Genomic DNA, 20,649 nt, shown 5'->3' with positions numbered 1-20,649 from the left:
GGCGCAACAGGCAAATACTGTTAGGCCTTAGCAGTTGCGCCCCGCCTTTGTCGGTCGCTAGGGAGTTTTTTAGATGCCAATCCTTCGCCGCTTGCTTGCCCTTGTCTTCATCCTGCCGATTCTGGCCGGTACCGCATGGGCCCAGGATTACCGCGTCCGTTCGGGCGATGTCTTGCAGATCGAGGTTCTGGAGGACGCCACGCTGAACCGCAGCGCCATCGTTCTGCCCGATGGACAGATCTCGCTGCCGCTTGTCGGCTCGATCCGCGCAGCGGGCCGCAGCCTGGCCCAGGTGCAGGAAGATCTGACCGCGCGCCTCGCCCCGAACTTCGCCACCGCGCCCACCGTCTTCGTGACGCTGAACGCTCTGGCGGAACGGATTCCTGCAACCGAACGTGCCGCCCCAACGATGGACGTCTACGTGCTTGGCGCGGCGAACACGCCGGGCAAGGTCGACGTCAAGCCGGGCGCCACGCTGCTGCAGGCACTTGCCCAGGCGGGTGGTCTGTCGCCCTTCGCCGCGAAAAAGCGCGTGCAACTGCGCCGCGTCGACAAGTCCGGCGCCGAGCAGGTCTACAAGTTCGACCTCGATGCGATCGAACGTGGCGCGGCTGGCGGCGGGGCGACCCGCCTGATGAGCGGCGACGTCATCGTGATCCCGCAGCGCAAGCTGTTCGAGTAAGCGGGAATGCGGCGGTCAGGTATCGCGTTCGGCGGGTTCTGCGCCATCACCACAGTCCTGTCGCCCGCTATCGCAGTGGCGCAGGACGGCGGCGTCCTCTTGACCTTCGGGTTCGAGAACCGGCTTGAGGTCGTCCGAAATGAGTCGCTGTCCGTCCCCGCCGAGGGCACTGATGTCGCCAACGTGACCAGCCTGTCCTTCGGGCTGATCAGCGAAACCGCACTGGACCGGCTGTCGTTCCTCGCCTCCGGTGCGGCCATCATCCAGAACGCCGCCGCAGGCGATGAAGGCACCGAACTGGACTTCGGCCGGTCGGACGTGGCGCTGGACTATCGCCGCGAAGTCCCCTCCGCCCTGCTGGAACTCGGCGCGGCACTGCGCAGCGACGACGTCGGCAGCTTCGAAGACCTCGCCGCTTCGGACGAATCCGGCACTCAGACCGATTATTCGGCGTTTGCCCGGATCGAGACCGGCCGCACCTCGGTCCTGGGTTTTGCCCTGGGCCTTGAATACGCCGCCACGGATTACCAGGACGTGACCGACCCTGACCTGGTCGACACCAGCGAAGTCCGCGCCGACGCGGCGGTTGTCCTGCGCTTCTCGGATGTGGCGACAGGCCGGATCGGCGCCCGCTATTCCGAACTCGAGGAAGAGACCCCCGGCACGACCGTCACCGAGACCACCATCTCTTATGTCGGACTTGACTACTCGGTGACACCGCGGCTCGACCTCAGCGCCGAGATTGGCTACGCCGAGATCGAGACCGAGGATTTCGATGTGATCGAACGGGAAACCGGCCCCGATCTGCGGCTTGGCGCAACCTATGACCTTGCCGTGGGCACCGTCTCGGGCCTTCTCCGCGTCACCACCGACGAAGACGAAGGCCAGCGCGAAAGCCTGGAAATCGGCCGCGATCTGGAAACCCCGCGCGACACGATCTCTGCCCGTCTGGGGCTGACGCGGGCGGATACCACCGGCACAGATCTGATCGGCCTGCTGCTGTGGAACCGGACCCTGCCGGACGGATCGCTGGGCGTTGAACTCTACCACCGCGTCGGCTTCGACGAAGACGACGGCGAGGTCGACAGTTCCGCCGTGACCGTCACCTGGCTGAAGAACGTCAGCGACATCTCCTCGATCTCGCTGGACGTCAGCTATGAAACCAGCAACTCCGCCGTCGAAGATATCGAACAGATCGAATTCGGCGCTGGTTACAGCCATCGCCTGACCCAGGACTGGAACCTCGCCACCGGCGTCAACTACGCCGTGCGGGACGATATCGATGGACGGGCACGGTCTCCCAGCGTGTTTGTCGCACTCAGCCGTGAGTTCCAGGTCCGTCCCTGACGATCAGCCCTTGCGAGCCGGCCGCACAAGCTGCCGGACCGCGTGACCGGCAAGATCCCGCATGAAATGTGGCGCGCCCGGCGGAATGCTGGGCCGCACCAGACGACGGAACCGCAGGATCAGCCCTCCTGCCAGATGCGCCAACGTCGCCGCCGCCGCGTACTTCGTGCCACCGACCTTGCGGAAATAGTGCCACCGGCTGTCGAACCAGTAGCCCGGCACCCGACGCCAGACCTTCATCCCGGTCGAGACCGAACCGATATGCTCCACCCGGCTTTCGCGGACGAAATGCGTAGGCCACCCCGCTTCCACCGCGCGACGGCAAAGATCGGTTTCTTCGAAGTAAAGAAAGAAGGTCTCGTCAAAGAGGCCGATGTCGCGCAGGACACTGTCACGCATCATCAGGCTGGCCCCAGCCAGCCAGTCCACCGGCCCGGTCGCCTCGGGCACCGGGAGGGCTACCGTGCGATGCGCCAGAAGCCGCGAGATCGGGCCCGTTCGCGCCGCAACCTCAAGCTCGGAGGCGACCGAGGGGAAGCGGAAACAGGTCTGATGCGCCTCTTCGTCCGGGCCGTGGATATAGCTGCCGGCAAAACCGACCTTGGGATGCGCTTCCAGATACGCCAGAAGCAGGCGGATCGCGTCGGGGGCCGGAAAGGCGTCGGAGTTCAGGATATAGACATAGTCGGGCCTGCCGCCACCGGTCAGTCCCAGCCGGATGCCGACGTTGTTGCCAGCCCCGAAGCCGCCATTGTGCCCCGACTGCACGACCCGGAACCGCGGGCGGTCTTGCAAAGCCGACGCAAGCCTTTCGAACGACCCGTCGCCGGAATCGTTGTCGACGACCACGATTTCGCCTGCAACGGCCTCCATCGCACGGGCCGCCGCCTCGGCCGCCTTCAATGTCATCTCCGCCGTGCGCCAGTTCAGCAGCACCGTCAGGACAGTCGGGCCGCTTGCCGCTTCAACCATGCCCGCCCCCGTCAGTACGCCCCTTGCGGGCAGCAATCGCCCTTCCCGTCAGCGAGGGCAGGACCAACGCGCAGTCCAGATAGCGCCGCGCCAACCGACGCGGATTGCTCAGCATCCGCCACAGCCATTCCATCGCGATCTTCCGCACCCAGACCGGCGCCCGAACCTGGTGCCCCGCGATGAAGTCCAGACCGGCCCCGATCGACAAGAACCCAAGCTGCGGATGCCGCGCCAGTCCCCGCGCAGCCAGCACTTCCTGCTTGGGCGCACCAAGGGCCAAAAGGCAGATCCGCGCGCCCGACGCGGCAACCTGATCCAGCAGCGCATCCGCCGCCGCACTTTCCGGGTCAAAGCCATAGGGGGGTGCCAGACAGGCTGAAACCTTCAACCTCGGATAGTCCGCCTGCAGGGCTGCCGTCGCCGCCTGCAGGACCGGCTCGGTAGACCCAAGGAAAGCCAGCGGCGCCCCCAATCGTGCCGCCAGCGCCGCCATCGGAGCAATCAGTTCGGACCCCGGCACCAGCGCAACCTGACCGCGCCCGGCCAGCCGCGAAAGCCAGACGATGGGATTGCCGTCCGCCACCACATGACTGTGCGCCAGATAGGCCCGGCGAAAGCCTGGATTGCCGCGCATCTTCACCACATGGTCCAGGTTCAAGGTCGCAATGGCGAAGCCCTGCCCCGCAGTGAGTCGCGCCTCAACATCGGCCAAGAGGGCGACCTCAGTCGGGAAATTGACCAGTGCCAAAGCATCGGCACTTGCGTCGGCACGGTCATTCAAAATCCCGGTCTCCATATGCCATTCTATCGTCACAAGTCTCTGGTCATGATCCAGACTTGCAGGCGATTGTCCATTCGGCGTCAAGCGGATAGTCTTCTGGTGGACAGGATTGGCAGGGTTTTTTCGTGACATTCGCGGATGAGGCATTCCGAAGGACACCGGAGCAACCGGACCTTGCACCCGCCCCTTCGCTGTCCATCGTCGTACCCACCTTCCGACGCGAGGAATTCCTCCCCCCGCTCTTCCAGGCCGTCGCGACGCAGATCGGAACGGTCGCCGTGCAGGTCGAACTCGTGCTGGTGGACAATTCGCCCGAAGGCTCGGCTCGTGCCATCCCCGCTCCAGATTTCGTCCGCTATGTACACGAACCCCGCACCGGCGTTGCCCAGGCCCGCAATCGTGGCGTGGCCGAAGCACGGGGCGGCTACGTGATCTTTCTAGACGACGACGAGACACCGGCCTCCGGCTGGCTGGCGGCCTTCGCAGATGCCGCCACGGATGGCGTCCGGGCGGCCTTTGGCGCAGTTGAACCCTTCTATCCCGAGGACCCGCCCCCTGCCCTGCGGGCCCCCCTCGACCGGATCTTCAGCCGCCGCCTGCCTGCCGCTGCCGGGACCGAAGTGCAGCACCTGCGTGCCTACCTCGGGTCGGGTAACTCTATGTTCTCCCGGGCAACGTTGGCGCTGGTCGATCCGCCCTTCGACACTTCGTTCAATGCCGGAGGCGAAGATGTCTGGCTCTTCCGCCAACTGGTGGACCGCCACGGCGTGCCGATGGTCTGGCGCCCCGACGCTCTAGTGCACGAGATCGTCCCGCCAAACCGGGCAACGATGTCCTTCCTGCGCCATCGACGGTTCAGTGACGGCCAGTTGCGCTGCCTGGTAGAAAGCGATGTCGGGGGGCTGAAGGCCGCAGGCCGGGTTACCCTGTGGATGGGCATTGGCGCGGCGCAGCTGTTGATCTTCGGGCTGGCGGCAGTTCTGACCCGACCGTTCGGGCAGGCCCGGTCCACCCGCTATCAACTTGCGGCCACCGGCGGGGCGGGCAAGCTTCTGTGGTGGCGGCGAAAGGTGCGCGCATGACCGAAACCCCACTGACCGGCCCTGTCGCCTATCTGACCGGCGACTATCCCAAGGTCTCGCACACCTTCATCCTGCGCGAAGTGCAGGCCGTCCGCGCCGCAGGGGTCGAGGTCATCACCTGCTCAATCCGCCAGCCCCCGGCATCAGAATTCAAGGGCCAGGAAGAGATCGCTGCCCGGGCCGAAACCTTCTACGTGATCGCCACAGCGAAGAACCCGCTGCGCCTACTGGCCGCGCATGGCAGGGCGATCCTGCGCGGCCCCGGTACCTGGGCTTCGACGCTGGCACTGGCCATCCGGATGCGCTCGCCAGGGCTCAAGGCGCTCCTTTGGCAGCTCTTCTACTTTCTGGAGGCCGGGGTGCTTGCCAATCACCTGCGGCAAAAGCGCGTCCGCCATCTGCACAACCATTTTGCCAATTCCAGCTGCTCGGTTGCCGTTCTGGCGGCGAAACTGGCCGAAATCCCCTTCAGCTTCACCGAACACGGCCCTGCAATCTTCTTCGAGGTCGACCGCTGGTCCCTGCCGGAAAAGATTGCCCGGGCGAAATTCGTCGTGGCGATCACCCATTTCTGTCGGGCGCAGCTCATGCTCTTCTCCCGACCCGCCGACTGGCCGAAAATCGCCATTGTCCATTGCGGCGTCACCCCCGGTGCCTACCGGCGCGAGCCCGGAGGCAATGGCAAGCGCATCGCCTTCGTCGGGCGACTGGATCCAGTCAAGGGCGCGCTCCTTCTCATCGAGGCGATGGCCGAAGTGCTGAAAGCCCACCCCGACGCGACCCTCACCCTTGCCGGCGACGGCCCCGCCCGCGCCGGGGCCGAATCGCGCGCCAGGACGCTTGGCCTGGAAGGCTCGGTCCGTTTTGCGGGATTCATGACCCAGGGCCAGGTTGCCGACCTCCTCGCCAACTCCGACATGCTGGTCCTGCCCTCCTTCGCCGAGGGGCTTCCGGTGGTCTACATGGAGGCGCTGGCCTCGCGCATCCCCGTGGTCGCCAGCCGCGTGGCCGGGGTGCAGGAACTGGTCGAAGACGGGGTGACCGGTTATGCCGTCCCGCCGGGTGACCTGCCGACTCTGGTCGAACGCATCAGCCGGCTGATGGACAACCCGAATGCCGCCCGCGACATGGGCCTCGCCGGGCGCAGCGCCGTTGAACTAGAGTTCGACATCGCCCAGGAAGGCGCCTGGCTGGCACAACTCTTCCGCCAAGGCGGGCCCGAAGGTCGGTTGCGGCCCTGACTACTTGTACTCGATCAGGACGGCCCGCCGCCGCCGCACTCGGTTCAGGTGGTACTCCAGCACCCCCTGCGCCTCGGGAAACTTGCCCAGGACCAGAAAGGCTGCACGTTCCCAGCCCAATCGGCGCGACAACCGCAGGACCTGCAGCGGATAGAGCAGCAGCAGAACCCCGGCCCAAGGCGTCACGACCAGACCCAGCAGGATCACCAGCGGCAGGACAGCGCCCCACAAGACGGCACGCCGGGTTTCGGCAACCCAGTGCCGTTCCGGCGGGGCACCGTGCATCGCCGCCCCTTCCGCAAAGGCATGGCCGCCGCGTCGGGTGCGCTTCCACCACTGGCCGATCCGTTGCATCGCCGCATCATGCAGCGTCATCTCCTGGTCGATCCGCCAGACCTCCCACCCGGCCCGGCGCAGGCGGACGCAAAGCTCGGGCTCCTCGCCCGCGATCAGGCCCGGATCATAACCGCCCACCTCGGCCACCGCCGCAACCCGCATCAGCGCATCGCCGCCACAGGCCTTGGCCGGCCCCGGCGGAGTATCCCATTCCGCGTCGCAAAGCCGGTTCCAGATCGAAGCCTCGGGATGGATCTCGCGCCGCCGCCCGCAGACGACGGCAGCGTCCGGACGGGCGGAAAGGAAGGCGTCGGCCGCCTCCAGCCAGCCGGGCTGGATACGGCAATCGCCGTCGACGAACTGAACGAACTCAGGCGTGCCCAGTTCGCGCAGGCGTGCGAAGCCCGCATTCCGGGCGCGCGCCGCCGTGAACGGCAGCGCCATGTCCAACGCGACCACCTCAGCCCCCGCCGCCCGCGCCGCATCTGGGCTGCCGTCGGTCGACCCGGAATCGACATAGACCAGGGGCCGCACCCAGTCCGGAAACGAGGCCAGGCAGGCCACGAGTCGCGCCCCTTCATTGCGGCCGATGATCACGGCGCCGATACGGCCGGGCAGTGGGAGTGGGTCGGTCACGGGCGGCAATCGGGATCTGGGACGGTCATGGTGGCACTGTGGCGGAAATCCTGCAGGCTTCCAAGGCAAGTGGATCGAAAATTGCCTTGGATTCGCGTCGGCACGCCAGTTGGCCTTTTCCTTCGCGCACCAGACCGGCTAGAACAGGTCATTCCAACCGCTTCCGAACGGGCCCGGATGCCGAACGCCTTTGCCTATATTGTTCTTCTGAGCTTTCCGCTGTTTGCGGTGGTGCTGTTCCGGCTTCTGCCGTTGCAGCGCGCGCTGATCTGGACGCTGATCTCGGGCCATCTGCTGCTGCCGTCCTCGATGCACATCAAGATCCCGATGGTGCCGCTCATCGACCGCTCGCTGGTGCCCGCCGTTTCGGCGCTGATCCTGTGCGCGCTGATGGCCCCGCGGCAAAAGGTGGCCTCAGATCTTGAAGCCCGCTTCGGGCGGCAGGTGATCTTCGTCCTGCTGTCGATGGTTCTGCTGACACCCTTCCTTACCGTCCTGCAGAACACCGAGCCGATGATCAATGGCCGATCGTACCTGCCAGGTCTGCGCCTTTACGACGCCGTCAGCATGATCTCGACGATCGTGGCGTCCATGATTCCACTCTGGCTCGGCCTGCGCTACCTCAACACCCAGGCGGGCCACCGGGCGCTTCTGGAAGCCTTCGTGATCTCAGCCGTGCTTTATAGCTTCCCCGCGCTGCTCGAGATCCGCATCAGCCCGCAACTGCACAACTGGATCTACGGCTTCTTCCCGCACCAATTTGCCCAGCATATCCGCGACGGTGGTTTCCGCCCGGTGGTTCTGCTGAACCACGGGCTCATGGTCGGCATCTACTTCTGTATCGGAGTCATCTCGGCGGCGGTTCTTTTTCGCGAGGCCCGGCGCGAGGGCGGCCGCGCCTGGAAATGGCTGGTTGCGATGGTCTGGCTGGCCGGGGTTCTGGTCCTTTCAAAGGCGCTCTCTGCGCTCATCCTGACCGTCATCTTCGGCGCCGCCGTGCTGTTCTTCGGCCGGCGGCTGCAGATCATGCTGGCCGTCGTCGTGGCGGTCATCGTGATGTTCTACCCCATGCTGCGCGGTGCCGGCTGGATTCCGGTCGAGACAGCCTACAACTTCGCGCTATCGATCAGCGAAGAGCGCGCCGCCTCGCTGCGGTTCCGGCTGGACAACGAAGACGCGCTTCTTGAACACGCCAACGAAAAGCCGCTGGCCGGCTGGGGCAGCTGGGGTCGCAACCAGCTTTACGATCCCGCAACCGGCCAGATGATCAGCACCACCGACGGAATCTGGATCATCTTCATCGGGATGTTCGGCTGGATCGGCTACATCGGCCGTTTCGGCCTGCTCACCGCACCAATCCTCTTCTACGCCATGCGGCATCGACAACTTGGGGCTTCGCTGATCACTCCCGGCCTGATGATGGTGCTGGCGGCGAACCTGATCGACCTGTTGCCGAATGCAGGCCTGGTGAACTATGTCTGGCTCATGGCCGGGGCGGTCACCGGTTATGTGCTCTGGCGCGAACCGCAGGATGGCAGCGCGCTTGCAGGCTCGGCCGCCGGGACTGATCTTCGTGCATCCTGGCTGATGACCGAAGCAACAGCCCCGCCCTTGCGCCAGAAACGGTCAGAGCCTCGGGGAACCGCCCGATGAACCCCACCCCTGCCGCCCGACCGCTTCGGATCGGGCTTCTGACCCCGGCCTGGCCCGGCACGGCCACCGCGAACGGCATCGCCTCGGCCACGGCGCATCTCGTCCAGGGCCTCGATGCCATCGGGCACGAAGTCACGATCCTGACCGGGATGATCGACGGCCCCCATGCGCATCCGCGGATGGTCGAGCTTCTGCCCTTGCCCTTCACGCTGTCCGAGCGGCTGACCGGCCGCTTCTTTCCTGACCGCGGTCTTCGTGGGGTGGACATCCGCAAGCTGACCATGGGCACGCGTCAGGCGATCGCGGACCACGGGATCGAGGTCCTGCTGATGGAGGAATCCTACGGCTGGGCCGGAGCCGTCCGCGCGGCGGTTCCGATCCCGGTGGTGGTAACGCTGCATGGGCCGCAATGGCTGCACCGTGTCACCCCCACCCCGCCGCGGCGCGGGCCCGACGCCCGCCGCGAAAGCTGGGAACGGGCCGGGCTGCAGCGGGTCGATGCAATCATCTCGCCTTCGCGCGACGTGCTGGACCGGACGCGGGCGGAGTGGGGTCTGCCCGATGTCCCGACCACCGTGATCGGCAATGCGGTTGCGCTTCCCGCGCTTGACATGCTGGCCGCCCAGTCCGCCGAACCCCGGCTTCTGTTCATCGGGCGCTTCGACCGGATCAAGGGCGCTGACGTGCTCCTGGACGCCTTCGCCCGCATCGCCGCCGTGCATCCCGAGGTTCGCCTGACCTTCGTCGGGCCCGACAGCGGTGTCGTGCAGCCTGACAGACCTCGGTTGCACCTGGCCGAGGCTCTAGCGCGTCTGCCCACCACGATTCGCGACCGGATCGACGTTCTTGGCCATCGCACCAGAGACGAGATTTCCGAGCTTCGGCGCAACCACCCGATCACTCTCCTCGCCTCGCGCTACGAGACCTTCGGCGTTGCCCTTATCGAGGCCATGGCGGCTGGGTCCGCTGTGGTCGCCACACGGGCCGGAGGCTGCGCCGAGATCCTGCGCGACGGCGAGACGGGTCTTCTGGTGCCATCCGAAGACGCACCTGCAATGGCCGAGGCCTGCCTGCGTCTTCTGGCAGACCCCGCTCTGGCCCTGCGCCTGGGCCACGCGGCCCGCGCAGAAGTCGAGATACGCTTTACGCCCGAGGTGATCGCACGCGAGGTCGCGACCTTCCTCGCGCGGATCTGCCGCAGATAGGGCTTAAATGCCCAACCTGCGCAACCGTCCGTCCAGACGGCGCCAGATGAAGGGCGGCAGGGCGTTGTTCAGGAAGCGGTGACGCGCCTCCAGCCGGTCCTTCTTGTCCTTGGTGCCGGGGCGCGGCTTGAACAGGGTCGTGTGCGATTCCCGCGTCGAATCCCAAGTCGCGGTGTAGTAGTAGAGTGCGATCGACATCCGCGGCTCGCCGTTGGGGTGGTTCACCGGCTCGGGGTTGCCATGCCAGGTGTTCGAGGCGGTGTTGAAGCAGCACATCCGGTTGAACAGCGGCACGAAGCCCGCGACCTTGGCGGTCATGTCGTCATTCCAGACCTCGAAAGACCCGCCGTATTCCTCTTTCCAGTCCTTGTTCAGGTAGATCAGGACGTTCATCCGGCGTTCAAGGTTCAGCTTGCCGTGGTGGTTGAAGTCGGCGTGGATATCCAGGTGCCCACCGTTCGACACCACGTGGATGCCACCCCCGGCAAAATAGGGGTCGGGGATCAGCCCCTCGATCCCGGTCAGCTCTTCCAGGAAGGCGAGGAAGGCCTTGGAGTTCAGCGAATGGAAGAGGGCGCGGGTATAGGGGCCCAGACGCTCGGGCATGTAGGCCGCCTTCAGCTTTTCCTGCGGGCGGTTGAAGAAGCTTTCGGCCGCGGGCAGGTTGCGCAGTTCTTCGCGCACCCGGTCCAGAATCTCGGGCGGCATGAAGTTGTCGAAACAGCCATAGGGATAGGGTTTCCGGCTTCGATACTCGGCGGCAGCCGCCTTGCCGAACTCGCGCGCCTCATCGGCCGAGATCAACAGGGTTTCGGGGTCGATGACCAGGGAATTGACGGACATGATAACCTCTCAGTCTAGTCGGTCACGCGGCCCGGAAAGTTGCCCGGGTGCGGATCAATGGTTGAACGTTCAAACTGCGGCATGGGCTTCCTCCACCCCGCCAGAAACCATCCGCCGGAACACTTCGTTCCCGGCCAGAAGCTCGTCATAGCTGCCTTGGGCCAAAAGCCGGCCGCGTTCCATCAGGAAGATCGTGTCGCAGCTCTTCACCGTGCTCAGCCGGTGCGCGATCAGGATGATCGTCTTGTCGGCGCGGATGTTCTGCACCGCTTCCATCACCACGCGCTCGGTGATGTTGTCCAGCGCCGAGGTCGCCTCGTCCATGATCAGAAGCGTCGGGTCGCGGTACAGCGCCCGCGCGATGCCGATCCGTTGCCGTTGCCCGCCAGAGAGTCGCACTCCCCGCTCTCCGACCAGGGTCTGATAGCCCTGCGGCAGGTCCGACAGGACGAAATCGTGCAAGGCGGCCGTGCGCGCAGCCCGCTCGACGCGGGCCATGTCGATCTGATCCTTCGGCACCCCGAAGGCGACGTTTGCGGCGATCGTGTCGTCGGTCAGGAAGATCGACTGCGGCACATATCCAAGGGTCTTCTGCCAGGCACGGCGGTTTTGATCCGTCACCGGCACGCCATCGACACTGATGACGCCTTCGTCCGGGTTGAGGAGGCCCAGGATCAGGTCGACCAGCGTGGTCTTGCCCGCCCCGGTGCCACCGACGATGCCCACGGTGGTGCGGGCGCGGATCGACAGGTCCACCCCATTCAGCGTGGGTCGTTCGGCCGAGGCATAGGCGAAACTGACCTTCGACAGCTCCAGCGCGTGTTCCAGCTTCATCGGCGGCGGCTCGGGTCCATCCAGGATCGGTTTTGGCGGCGTCGCCTGGATATCATGGACGATCGTATCAAGAATCGGCGTCGCACCGCGGATCGACACCAGCGAATGGTAGATCTGCTGCAGCGACGGCAACAGGCGCATGGTCGAGAAGGCGATGACACCCAGCGTCGGCACGATGGCGGTGATGTTGCCTTCGTTGCGGAACAGAAGCAGCAGGATCAAGCCCAGTAGCGTCCCGAATGTGATCGCTTCCAGGATAAAGCGCGGCAGTTCCGCCATCACGCCCATCGTCGCCCCGGCCTGCGCGGCCTTGCGGGCGGCGGTGGCGTAGCTGCTGACATAGGTCGCTTCAAGGCCCATCACCTTGACGTCCTTGATCCCCCCCGTCGCCTCCTGCGCCACGACGAATCGGTCCTCGAACGCGTTCATCATGTCTTCGCCCAGCCGGTGCAGCCGCCCCCGGAACCGCATGTAGATCAGACCGTAGCCAAGCCCCAGCACCAGGGCCGAGAACAGGGTGACCAGCGGATCGACCATCATCAGGAAGACCAGAATCGCCGCAACCATCAGGCTGCTTGCCAGCAGCCGCAGGCAGGGCTGAATCACCCGGGCGACCAGGCCATCAACCTCGTTCAGGACATTCTTCCCCAGTTCCGCACTGTTGCGGTCCAGAAACCAGGGATAGGGCTGGCTGAGATAGGCCGACAGAAGGCGGGTCGAGACGGTGTAGCCCCGCATTGTCGAAAAGCGGATCAGCGCGTAGCTGCCCAAGGCCTTCACCGCCAAGCCCGCCATGACCACGACCAGCACAACGACGGCCAGGGTCACCTGGAAGGTGAAGGTGCTGTCGAAGCCGACCCACTGGTAAAAACCGGCCAGCCGGGCGTTCGTCTGCAGCAGGCCAGGTTCGGACAGCACATTCAGCAGCATCAGCACCGCAGAAATGCCCACGATCTCGGCCACGGCCACCATCACCATCAGGGCCGTAAGTATCCAGAACCGCCTGCGCTCGACCGCGTCGAACAATGCGAAAAGTTTTTGATAAGTCGCGATCAATGACCTGCACCTTGATTTGCGGGCCTACCTTGCTGCCGGGAAATGACAAAAGAAAGGCATTCCTCGGCCGCATCCGGATTTGCCCGCAGCAAATCCACCGTGACCTTGCGACATGTCGCCGCGCCGGGGGGCACCCACGGGGTTTCCCCGCTCCCGCCGCGCGACATACCTTCATTCCACCGCCGGACCTGCCGGTAAACGTCCACGGACAGTATTGCCCTCGTCGCTGCTGCAGGGTCCCGTCGCGCCCCTTGCGCGGCCAGAACCTTCCCGGCGGGGGCCAAGGCTGCTTTTCCCCGACCTCCTTTTTCCATTCCAATACGACGCAGATTCACCAACGCACGGCCATAATCTTGCCACGGCGCGGCAACAGGCTGCAGTTGTAGACGCTCTGGGGGATGCGCAAGATGATTGCTGGGATGGTTCTGGTGTCCGCAATGGTCGGAATTGCTGCCGTAGCCACAACGGTCGCCCTGTCGCTCCCGACCTGGGCCATCGTCCTCAGCTACCCCGCCGTCTGCAGCCTGACCCTGCTCCTGACCGCAGCCTTGTGGAGCATCCGCTCCCGCCAGTCGGTTCACGCACATCGGGCCCTGAACCCGCAGGGTTGATCCCTCCGCACCCGCCGCGTCCGCCCCGCGATGCCGCGCACAAGCGGAACTGCCCCCCGAGAGCGGGAAATGGTCGGCCGGGTTCCGCCGGGTACCGACAGAATATTGAAACAATTGTAGCAGGTTCACGCTTAATTTCTCGACGCTAGGCAATGACAGGCCTAGGTTGTGGAATTATGGGGCCTGTTTACCGTTTGGGCCCCGACCGGGGAGACATGGATGGCATTAGGGCTGGTTTTGATCGCTATGTTCGGCGCTGCCAGCGTGTCTGTTGTCCTGTTTATCTATGATTTTCCGATTTGGGCAGTCTTGCTTGCCTATCCCGTAGCGGGAAGCGTCATCCTCTTGCCCGGCGTTGCCCTCTTTGCCTGGATCCGCAACACCCCGCGGGAGGACCAGTCGCAAGGGCCGCTTACTTCCCAGTCGCCCTCAGCACCACGCCCACAGTCGCCAGCAGGATCCTCAAATCCCTGAGGAACGACATGCTGCGCTCGTACTCGGCGTCGAATTCGGCGCGTTGCGCGAAGGTGGACTGGTTGCGATCCGAAATCTGCCAGGTGCCGGTCAGGCCGGGCCGCAGCTCATAATAGGCGCTGCCGGGATAAAGGTCCTGCTGATCGACCATCATCGGGCGCGGCCCGACCAGGCTCATGTCGCCGACCAGCACGTTCCACAACTGCGGCAGCTCATCGAGCGAGCTTTTGCGCAGGAACTGGCCGAACTCGGTGATGCGGGGGTCGGAAGACAGCTTCTGAAACGCGTCCCACTCCTGGCGCGCAGCTTCGTCGCTTTGCAGATAGGCCCGTAGCCGGGCATCCGCATCGGGAACCATCGTGCGCAGCTTCCATAGCTTGAAGACGCGGCCGTCTTTGCCCACGCGGTCCTGGAAGAAGAAAGGCGCATGGCCCGTCGCCTTCAGGACCAGCATCAGTGCAAGCACCACCGGAATCACGAAGGGCGCGACCAGCAGCACCATGAAGATGTCCAGCCACCGCTTGATGACCCGACGATAGATCGGCTCCTTGTGGACCCGTACCCATCCTTGACCCGATGTGATCGAAGGCCGTTCGAAATTGGGCTCGCTTAGTTCAGAACGAACGTCCATCCTGCAACGCCTCCGTAAGAGTACTAATCGCTGAGCGAAAATTTGCCGGACCGGCTCTATACTGCCATCCCGGAAGCAATCTGACACTCGCCACACACAACCTGCTTCTACCATCGTGGTTCCAGTGCCGCAATCTCGCCATAAGTGACGAAACGCACAGAAAGTGGTTAATTCTCATTGGGTTACACGCTATGGTTGTATTCCGCCCCGGGTCATGCGGCACCTGGAAACGTGTGTGCATAACCCGAGTCCATAGGCATTTTGGCAAGCTGGCGAAACTTCGCCACACCATTGCCATGATTTTCCTCGCGTTTTGACATTGTCCGGGCCAGGATGCCGCCTGCCGGTTTTCGCCTTCCACCGAACGAGCGGCTCGGAGCACTCTTTCTAAGGACGAAATTGTGCGGAATCTCGAAACGGTGAATTTTTTGTTAATAGCTCCCGTTAACCGCCCGCTCTGCCCAAACCGCAGGCAGCAGGTGCAATCGGGGGCGGCAAATGGTCCCGTTCGATTCGTTCGGAAGCTCGTTCAGGCCGGATTCGCGGTCCGGCGACGGTGCCAGGCTGCCGCCAGGACCAGCAATGGACCGGGCAGTTCTAGTATCCAGTTCATCCGCAGGCCCAACATCGTGCTGCCGATAAGGTCGTCCATGTGATGAAAGCTGGCGGCCCGGATGACGACGAAGCCGCACACGAAGCAAAGTCCCAGCAGTGCCGGCCATATCCGGGCCAGAATGCCGCGCAACATCAGGGCGAGCAGGCCCAGAACGCCAATCCCCCCTCCGATGACCAGCCAGATGAAGACGCGCTGCAACTCACGATGTTTGCCATACCAGCCGGCAAGCTGGGCATGGCAGCGCGCCGTCATCGTCAGGAGCGACTGCAGGTCCAGCTGTTTATTGACTGCCAGAAGCAGCAGGATCACCGCAGCAATCCACCAGAACCGCCGCTCGCGCCCCTGCGGTCCTTCGCGCCCGCTGCCAAGCGCCGCCCGGGCCGAGGCCAGGCCGGCCACAAGATAGACCAGCACTGTAAACCAGCCGACCGGATGATTGTCGCCCAGCGCAGGGGACCACCTCGCGAAGGCGCAGGTCAGCGTGGACTGAAGAAGATCCACCTATACCGCCTTGCGCCCATTCAGCCAGGCAAGCGTCCTGCGCACAAACCTGCGCTTCCGGCTTTCCCAGGCTCGGCGGTTCCGTTCAAAGTCGTCGGGCAGGCGAATGCGCTGAATCTCTTCGCCCCGCGCAGCCTCACCCTGCTTTGCGCCGTCGGCATACCAAGGAAAGAACCTCTCGGTTTCTGGCCAGACATAGGTGTCGAACCAGGTCCAGGTCCCGGTGCGTTTGTAGACCTGGGCGATCTCCTCGGCCAGCAGCGGATCGATCGGCAGTGGCGGGGTCGGACGGCCCAGCGAACGCAGGTTGCGCTGCATCAGCGCCTCGGCCTTCGGGGCATAGTAGCCGGGCACCCAAAGCTGAAAGCCCATCTCCGTGGCAAGACTTGCCACCACGCGGAAGACCTGGATGTGGTCCTCATGCCCGTATTCGCCCCAGGGCCCGTGGGCGATCACGTTCCGCATGCCCTCCAGCCGTCCACGCAAAAGGTCGCGCATCTCGCCGAACTGTCGGCGGTAGCGGTCAGGATCGAAGCTGTCCAGGACCCGCAGCGCCCGGTGCGGGTAGACGCCATAATCCGTCTGCAGCGGGGTCGGCCATGAGGCGCTGTCAAAGACCCCCGACTCCACCATCTGCAACCAGTCCAGCGTCGGCAGAGGAAACGCCGCCATCGCGGCCTTGCGTCCCTCGGTCAGCACGGGCGCGCAGGGCAACTCGCCATAAACCAGCACCACCTTCTCGGCCGCCCGCAGCGCCGACCCGGCCCACAGCACCTCGTCATCCGGATGCGCCATCACGATGGCCAGCCGGTCGAAGATCGCAGGCGCAGTCACCGTGCCGGCCCCTTCTCGTCGCCCCGGGCATAGATATCCTCGTAGCGGATGATGTCGTCTTCTCCCAGATAGGCCCCGGTCTGAACCTCGATCAGCACCACGGGAACCTTGCCCGGGTTTGCCAGCCGGTGGATCGCGCCCAGCGGCACATAGACCGACTGGTTCTCGCTCAGCAGCTTCACCTCATCGCCCACCGTGACCTGAGCCGTCCCGGAGACCACGATCCAGTGTTCCGCCCGGTGGATGTGGCTTTGCAGGCTCAACGCCCCTCCCGGCTTGACGACGATGCGCTTGACCTGGAAACGGTCGGCCAGCGCCAGCGTCTCGAACCAGCCCCAGGGGCGATGGTCGCGCGGAAAGACCTCCGCCTGGCGGACGGACCGCGCCTTCATCTGCGCCACGGCCGCCTTCACATCCTGACTGCGCGACCGGTGGGCGACCAGCACCGCATCAGGCATCGCCACGACCACCAGGTCCTGCAACCCGATCCCCACCAGGTGCTGCCCCTCGACTTCCGAGCGCAACAACGTGCCCTGGCAGTCGATCTCGGTGACCGCGCCCTGGGTCACCGTCGCGGCCCCGGCCCCGCCGTTCTCGCGCCAGACCGCATTCCAGTCGCCCAGATCGGACCAGGCGCCGCCCAGGGGAACCACCTCGATGTTCGCCGCCTTCTCCATCACCGCGAAGTCGACGGAAATGTCGCGCGCAGCCGCCCAGGATCCCTCGGCCAGCCGCAGGAAGCCCAGGTCCTTGCGCGCACCTTCGACCGCCTTCGTGACCGGACCCACGAGGTCCGCCGCATGCGCCTCGAAAGCCTGGATCAGCACTGACGCCGAGGCCAGGAAGATCCCGGCGTTCCACAGATACCGACCTGCGCCCAGCATCGCCTCCGCCCGATCCAACGCCGGCTTTTCGACAAAGCGCACGACGGGCTGGGCCGCGCCTTCCACCGGGGTCGCCTCGACCTCGATCCAGCCATAACCGGTCTCGGGACGGTCCGGCCGGATGCCGAAGGTCACGATCTTGCTCGCCGCCGCCCGCGGCACGCCCGCCATGACGGCCGCGCGGAAGGCCGCGACATCCGGGATCGAATGGTCCGTCGGCATGACCAGCAGCATCGCGTCGGGGCTGTCCTGGGCCAGATGCAGCGCCGCCGCCAGGATCGCCGGTCCGGTGTTCCGCGCCGATGGCTCGATCAGGATCGCGCTCGGCTCCACGCCCTCAGCGGCCAGCTGCTCGGCTACGATGAACCGGAAGTCCGAATTGGTGATCACCAGCGGGCTTGCCACCCCGGCGACACCCCGCATGCGCCCGACCGCCGCCTGGAACAGCGTCCCCTGCCCGGCCAGCGGAACGAACTGCTTGGGAAAGCTCTTGCGCGATACGGGCCACAGCCGGGTGCCCGAGCCGCCGCACAGAAGAACAGGAAAAATCTCAGGCATGAATTGACCAATCTCCGAATTCGACCCGAAAGGTCCGTCTCAAATGTCTCGCGAAAACTCCGGGCAGGATTAAGCCCGGATTCTGGCAAAGGGATACTCATTTGCCATCTGATTGCAACCGCCGCCGTCAATCGCAGGCCCCACGCCTGTGCGCCCGCATTGCATCACCCAAGGTTGCGCGGCCTGAACCGGCTTCCCCTTGCTGACCCTGCGTCCTATAAGGCCCGCGTCAGAAGGAAATCCGCCATGCGCCAGGCCACGATCACCCGCAAGACTGCCGAGACCGACATCTCGGTCACGGTCAACCTCGACGGCACCGGCACCCATGACTGCCAGACCGGCGTCGGCTTCTTCGACCACATGCTGGACCAACTGGCGCGCCACAGCCTGATCGACCTGAACGTCCGCGCAACGGGCGATCTGCACATCGACGACCACCACACCGTCGAAGACGTGGGCATCGCCCTTGGCCAGGCGCTTGCCAAGGCCCTCGGGGACAAGCGCGGCATCCGCCGCTACGGCCACTTCCGCCTCGCGATGGACGACGCCCAGATCGCGACCGCGCTGGACCTCTCGGCGCGGCCCTTCCTCATCTGGACTGTCGATTTCCCGACGCCCAAGATCGGCACCTTTGACACCGAACTGGTGCGCGAATTCTTCCAGGCCCTCTCCACCCATGGCGGCATCACGCTGCATGTGGACAAGATTCACGGCTTCAACAGCCACCACATCGCCGAGGCCGCGTTCAAATCCGTCGCGCGCGCCCTGCGTGAGGCTGTCGAATCCGACCCCCGCCTTGGCAACGCGCTTCCCTCCACCAAAGGCGCGCTCTAGCCTTTCATCTTTGCCAGAAATATCCCCGCCGGAGGCTCCGACGCCTCCGCCCGCGCACCGGATAATCAGATGCTCACCGTCCTCGTCGACTACGATTCCGGCAACCTCCACTCCGCCGAGAAAGCCTTCCAGCGCATGGCGGTGGAGGTTGACGGCGGTGACATCCTCGTCACCTCCCGCCCCGAGGACGTCGCCCGGGCCGACCGCATCGTCCTTCCCGGCGACGGCGCCTTCCCGGCCTGCCGCGCGGCCCTCGGGCAGTACGGCGGACTTTTCGAAGCCATCGAAGAGTCTGTCATCCGCCGCGCCCGCCCCTTCCTCGGCATCTGCGTCGGCATGCAGATGCTCGCCTCGCGCGGTCACGAATACCGCCTGACCGAAGGTTTCGGCTGGATTCCGGGCGACGTCGTGAAGATCGAGCCCGCAGATCGCACCCTGAAGGTCCCGCACATGGGCTGGAACGACCTCGTCATCGAAAGCCATGCGAACGGGCCGCACCCCGTCCTCGACGGCATCGCCACCGGCGACCACGCCTATTTCGTCCACTCCTACCACTTCCGCGTCACCGACCCGGCCCACCGCCTCGCCTTCTGCGACTATGGCGAGCCGGTCACCGCCATCGTCGGCCGCGACAATATCCTCGGCACCCAGTTCCACCCCGAAAAATCCCAGGCCGCCGGCCTCCGTCTGATCGGCAACTTCCTCCGCTGGACGCCGTGACCATCGCTGACCACCTGGCCGAGATCGCGGCCGAAATGACCTCCCGCACTGACCGGGGCCAGGTGGCCGACTACATCCCCGAGCTTGCCGCAATCGACCCGAACCAGTTCGGCATCTCCGTCACGCTGCCCGACGGCACGCAGCACTCGGTCGGAGACACCACCACGCCCTTCTCGATCCAGTCCGTCTCCAAGGTCTTCGGCCTCGCCATCGCGCTTGGCCGTCTGGGCGACCAGCTCTGGACCCGTGTGCGGCGCGAACCCTCGGGCCTTGCCTTCAACTCCATCCTGCAGCTGGAAAGCGAACAGGGCATCCCCCGCAATCCCTTCATCAACGCAGGCGCCATCGTCACCACCGACGCGGCGCTGGGAAACCGCCAGCCGCGCGAATACCTGGCCGAGCTTCTCCTGTTCCTCCGCACCGCCGCGGGTGACGAGGACATTCACATCGACCGTGCGGTCGCGAAGTCGGAAACCGAGACCGGCCACCGCAACTTCGCCCTCGCGCATTTCCTGAAGGCCGAGGGCAATTTGAGGAACGCCCCCGAGCTTGTCCTCGGTGCCTATTTCCACCAATGCGCCATCGCAATGAACGTCGAACAGCTTGCCCAGGCGGGTCGTTTCCTCGCGGGTTTCCAGCGCCTGATCGCCCCAGAGCGTGTGCGCCGGATCAACGCCCTGATGCTGACCTGCGGCCACTACGACGGCTCCGGCGAATTCGCCTTCCGCGTCGGCCTTCCCGGTAAATCGGGGGTGGGCGGCGGCATCCTCGCCATCGCCCCAGGCCGCGCCTCCATCGCCGTCTGGTCCCCGGGTCTCAACGCCCAAGGCAACTCCCAGCTCGGCACCGAGGCCCTGGAGATGCTCGCCCGTCGCACCGGCTGGTCGATCTTCGGCTAGGCCTCCCAAAGCCTCGGTTCGGCGAACTCCACCGAATTCCCGCCCGGATCGCGCACGTACAGCGACCGCGCGCCATTGGGCCAGTCGAACTCCGCCTCGACCGCCACATCCGCCGCGAAGAACCGCTGCCGCCAGCCTTCGATCTCCTCGCGGCTCGCGGCGAAACACACATGCCCCGCCCCCCGCGCGCCGTGCACGGGCACCGGCAGGTCCGGGTTGCCCGAAGGCACCTCCGTCGCGGCGGGATTGAACACCAGCAGCACCCCCGGCCCCACCCGGAAGAACACATGCCGCCCCTCGACCTTGGCGATCACATCCAGCCGCAGAAGGCCGGTATAGAACTCCTCCATCGCCGCAAGGTCATCGGCATAAAGCGCCGTCTCCAGAATCGCCGAAGGTGTCATGACCACTCCCCTTTC

General features: G+C 65.1%; 20 protein-coding genes. 10 read left to right on the top strand and 10 right to left on the bottom strand.

The annotated features are described in order from the left end of the window. Positions 1 to 73: 73 nt before the first annotated feature. Positions 74 to 682: a polysaccharide biosynthesis/export family protein gene (locus tag Q0C42_RS07360; protein ID WP_295074128.1), complete on the top strand. Its 609-nt coding sequence runs from the start codon at positions 74 to 76 to the stop codon at positions 680 to 682. A gap of 6 nt (positions 683 to 688) precedes the next feature. After that, positions 689 to 2,029: a hypothetical protein gene (locus Q0C42_RS07355; protein ID WP_295074126.1), complete on the top strand. Its 1,341-nt coding sequence runs from the start codon at positions 689 to 691 to the stop codon at positions 2,027 to 2,029. Positions 2,030 to 2,032: 3 nt separating this feature from the next. Here Q0C42_RS07355 and Q0C42_RS07350 read toward each other — a convergent pair whose 3' ends face one another. Together Q0C42_RS07350 and Q0C42_RS07345 are read right to left on the bottom strand one after the other, a co-directional pair. Then, a complete protein-coding gene (locus Q0C42_RS07350) occupies positions 2,033 to 3,001 on the bottom strand; it encodes a glycosyltransferase family 2 protein (RefSeq protein ID WP_295074124.1) in 969 nt (322 codons plus the stop codon). Further along, on the bottom strand, positions 2,994 to 3,782 hold the full coding sequence (locus tag Q0C42_RS07345; protein ID WP_295074115.1) for a WecB/TagA/CpsF family glycosyltransferase: 789 nt from the start codon (positions 3,780 to 3,782) through the stop codon (positions 2,994 to 2,996). Before Q0C42_RS07345 ends, Q0C42_RS07350 begins: the two co-directional genes overlap by 8 nt. Before the next feature lie 125 nt (positions 3,783 to 3,907). Here Q0C42_RS07345 and Q0C42_RS07340 point away from each other — a divergent pair, with 125 nt between their 5' ends. Both Q0C42_RS07340 and Q0C42_RS07335 read left to right on the top strand, forming a co-directional pair. Then, positions 3,908 to 4,864: a glycosyltransferase family 2 protein gene (locus Q0C42_RS07340; RefSeq protein ID WP_295074112.1), complete on the top strand. Its 957-nt coding sequence runs from the start codon at positions 3,908 to 3,910 to the stop codon at positions 4,862 to 4,864. Then, the gene (locus Q0C42_RS07335; RefSeq protein ID WP_295074109.1) at positions 4,861 to 6,105 is read left to right on the top strand and encodes a glycosyltransferase; all 1,245 of its coding nucleotides are present in this window, start codon (positions 4,861 to 4,863) and stop codon (positions 6,103 to 6,105) included. The genes Q0C42_RS07340 and Q0C42_RS07335 overlap by 4 nt, the downstream gene beginning before the upstream one ends. On the opposite strand, the gene Q0C42_RS07330 is transcribed toward Q0C42_RS07335, so the two are convergent. Continuing rightward, the gene (locus Q0C42_RS07330) at positions 6,106 to 7,077 is read right to left on the bottom strand and encodes a glycosyltransferase (RefSeq protein WP_295074107.1); all 972 of its coding nucleotides are present in this window, start codon (positions 7,075 to 7,077) and stop codon (positions 6,106 to 6,108) included. 177 nt (positions 7,078 to 7,254) lie between these two features. On the opposite strand from Q0C42_RS07330, the gene Q0C42_RS07325 reads away from it, so the two are divergent. Both Q0C42_RS07325 and Q0C42_RS07320 read left to right on the top strand, forming a co-directional pair. Beyond that, the gene (locus Q0C42_RS07325) at positions 7,255 to 8,730 is read left to right on the top strand and encodes a hypothetical protein (RefSeq protein ID WP_295074104.1); all 1,476 of its coding nucleotides are present in this window, start codon (positions 7,255 to 7,257) and stop codon (positions 8,728 to 8,730) included. Beyond that, on the top strand, positions 8,727 to 9,935 hold the full coding sequence (locus Q0C42_RS07320) for a glycosyltransferase family 4 protein (RefSeq protein WP_295074102.1): 1,209 nt from the start codon (positions 8,727 to 8,729) through the stop codon (positions 9,933 to 9,935). Before Q0C42_RS07325 ends, Q0C42_RS07320 begins: the two co-directional genes overlap by 4 nt. A gap of 3 nt (positions 9,936 to 9,938) precedes the next feature. Here Q0C42_RS07320 and Q0C42_RS07315 read toward each other — a convergent pair whose 3' ends face one another. Both Q0C42_RS07315 and Q0C42_RS07310 read right to left on the bottom strand, forming a co-directional pair. Continuing rightward, complete coding sequence (locus Q0C42_RS07315) at positions 9,939 to 10,778, bottom strand: 2OG-Fe(II) oxygenase (RefSeq protein WP_295074099.1); 840 nt, start codon at positions 10,776 to 10,778, stop codon at positions 9,939 to 9,941. A gap of 69 nt (positions 10,779 to 10,847) precedes the next feature. Continuing rightward, positions 10,848 to 12,638, bottom strand: coding sequence for an ABC transporter ATP-binding protein (locus Q0C42_RS07310; RefSeq protein ID WP_295074096.1), 1,791 nt, complete (start codon positions 12,636 to 12,638; stop codon positions 10,848 to 10,850). A gap of 428 nt (positions 12,639 to 13,066) precedes the next feature. On the opposite strand from Q0C42_RS07310, the gene Q0C42_RS07305 reads away from it, so the two are divergent. Next, positions 13,067 to 13,279, top strand: coding sequence for a hypothetical protein (locus Q0C42_RS07305; RefSeq protein ID WP_295074093.1), 213 nt, complete (start codon positions 13,067 to 13,069; stop codon positions 13,277 to 13,279). Positions 13,280 to 13,691: 412 nt separating this feature from the next. On the opposite strand, the gene Q0C42_RS07300 is transcribed toward Q0C42_RS07305, so the two are convergent. The 4 genes from Q0C42_RS07300 to Q0C42_RS07285 all read right to left on the bottom strand — a co-directional run bounded on the left by Q0C42_RS07300 (position 13,692) and on the right by Q0C42_RS07285 (position 17,777). Beyond that, positions 13,692 to 14,267, bottom strand: a complete 576-nt coding sequence (locus Q0C42_RS07300) for a sugar transferase (protein ID WP_295074338.1) — start codon at positions 14,265 to 14,267, stop codon at positions 13,692 to 13,694. Positions 14,268 to 14,913: 646 nt separating this feature from the next. Next, on the bottom strand, positions 14,914 to 15,501 hold the full coding sequence (locus Q0C42_RS07295) for an isopropylmalate isomerase (RefSeq protein WP_295074090.1): 588 nt from the start codon (positions 15,499 to 15,501) through the stop codon (positions 14,914 to 14,916). Further along, on the bottom strand, positions 15,502 to 16,335 hold the full coding sequence (locus Q0C42_RS07290) for a hypothetical protein (RefSeq protein ID WP_295074087.1): 834 nt from the start codon (positions 16,333 to 16,335) through the stop codon (positions 15,502 to 15,504). After that, positions 16,332 to 17,777, bottom strand: coding sequence for a mannose-1-phosphate guanylyltransferase/mannose-6-phosphate isomerase (locus Q0C42_RS07285; protein WP_295074085.1), 1,446 nt, complete (start codon positions 17,775 to 17,777; stop codon positions 16,332 to 16,334). Before Q0C42_RS07285 ends, Q0C42_RS07290 begins: the two co-directional genes overlap by 4 nt. Positions 17,778 to 18,023: 246 nt before the next feature. Here Q0C42_RS07285 and hisB point away from each other — a divergent pair, with 246 nt between their 5' ends. The 3 genes from hisB (at position 18,024) to Q0C42_RS07270 (ending at position 20,230) form a co-directional block, all read left to right on the top strand. Beyond that, the gene (gene hisB, locus Q0C42_RS07280; RefSeq protein WP_295074083.1) at positions 18,024 to 18,611 is read left to right on the top strand and encodes an imidazoleglycerol-phosphate dehydratase HisB; all 588 of its coding nucleotides are present in this window, start codon (positions 18,024 to 18,026) and stop codon (positions 18,609 to 18,611) included. Between the two features lie 69 nt (positions 18,612 to 18,680). Continuing rightward, a complete protein-coding gene (gene hisH / locus Q0C42_RS07275) occupies positions 18,681 to 19,331 on the top strand; it encodes an imidazole glycerol phosphate synthase subunit HisH (RefSeq protein WP_295074081.1) in 651 nt (216 codons plus the stop codon). Further along, entirely contained in the window at positions 19,328 to 20,230 is a 903-nt protein-coding gene (locus Q0C42_RS07270) for a glutaminase (protein ID WP_295074078.1), read from the top strand. Before hisH ends, Q0C42_RS07270 begins: the two co-directional genes overlap by 4 nt. On the opposite strand, the gene Q0C42_RS07265 is transcribed toward Q0C42_RS07270, so the two are convergent. Next, on the bottom strand, positions 20,227 to 20,634 hold the full coding sequence (locus tag Q0C42_RS07265; RefSeq protein ID WP_295074075.1) for a VOC family protein: 408 nt from the start codon (positions 20,632 to 20,634) through the stop codon (positions 20,227 to 20,229). The genes Q0C42_RS07270 and Q0C42_RS07265 overlap by 4 nt on opposite strands. Positions 20,635 to 20,649: the final 15 nt, after the last annotated feature.

This window comes from Tabrizicola sp., from assembly GCF_022842145.1.
GTDB lineage: Bacteria > Pseudomonadota > Alphaproteobacteria > Rhodobacterales > Rhodobacteraceae > Tabrizicola.
The sequence above is the reverse complement of the archived record's forward strand: the minus strand, read 5'-3'. Positions and strand labels throughout refer to the sequence as shown.

Bases quoted from the DNA above. Each gene is read 5' to 3' on its own strand.
- Q0C42_RS07360 (WP_295074128.1), top strand. From the start codon at position 74: ATGCCAATCCTTCGCCGCTTGCTTGCCCTTGTCTTCATCCTGCCGATT.
- Q0C42_RS07355 (WP_295074126.1), top strand. From the start codon at position 689: ATGCGGCGGTCAGGTATCGCGTTCGGCGGGTTCTGCGCCATCACCACA.
- Q0C42_RS07350 (WP_295074124.1), bottom strand. From the start codon at position 3,001: ATGGTTGAAGCGGCAAGCGGCCCGACTGTCCTGACGGTGCTGCTGAAC.
- Q0C42_RS07335 (WP_295074109.1), top strand. From the start codon at position 4,861: ATGACCGAAACCCCACTGACCGGCCCTGTCGCCTATCTGACCGGCGAC.
- Q0C42_RS07325 (WP_295074104.1), top strand. From the start codon at position 7,255: ATGCCGAACGCCTTTGCCTATATTGTTCTTCTGAGCTTTCCGCTGTTT.
- Q0C42_RS07320 (WP_295074102.1), top strand. From the start codon at position 8,727: ATGAACCCCACCCCTGCCGCCCGACCGCTTCGGATCGGGCTTCTGACC.
- Q0C42_RS07315 (WP_295074099.1), bottom strand. From the start codon at position 10,778: ATGTCCGTCAATTCCCTGGTCATCGACCCCGAAACCCTGTTGATCTCG.
- Q0C42_RS07305 (WP_295074093.1), top strand. From the start codon at position 13,067: ATGCGCAAGATGATTGCTGGGATGGTTCTGGTGTCCGCAATGGTCGGA.
- Q0C42_RS07285 (WP_295074085.1), bottom strand. From the start codon at position 17,777: ATGCCTGAGATTTTTCCTGTTCTTCTGTGCGGCGGCTCGGGCACCCGG.
- hisB (WP_295074083.1), top strand. From the start codon at position 18,024: ATGCGCCAGGCCACGATCACCCGCAAGACTGCCGAGACCGACATCTCG.
- hisH (WP_295074081.1), top strand. From the start codon at position 18,681: ATGCTCACCGTCCTCGTCGACTACGATTCCGGCAACCTCCACTCCGCC.
- Q0C42_RS07265 (WP_295074075.1), bottom strand. From the start codon at position 20,634: ATGACACCTTCGGCGATTCTGGAGACGGCGCTTTATGCCGATGACCTT.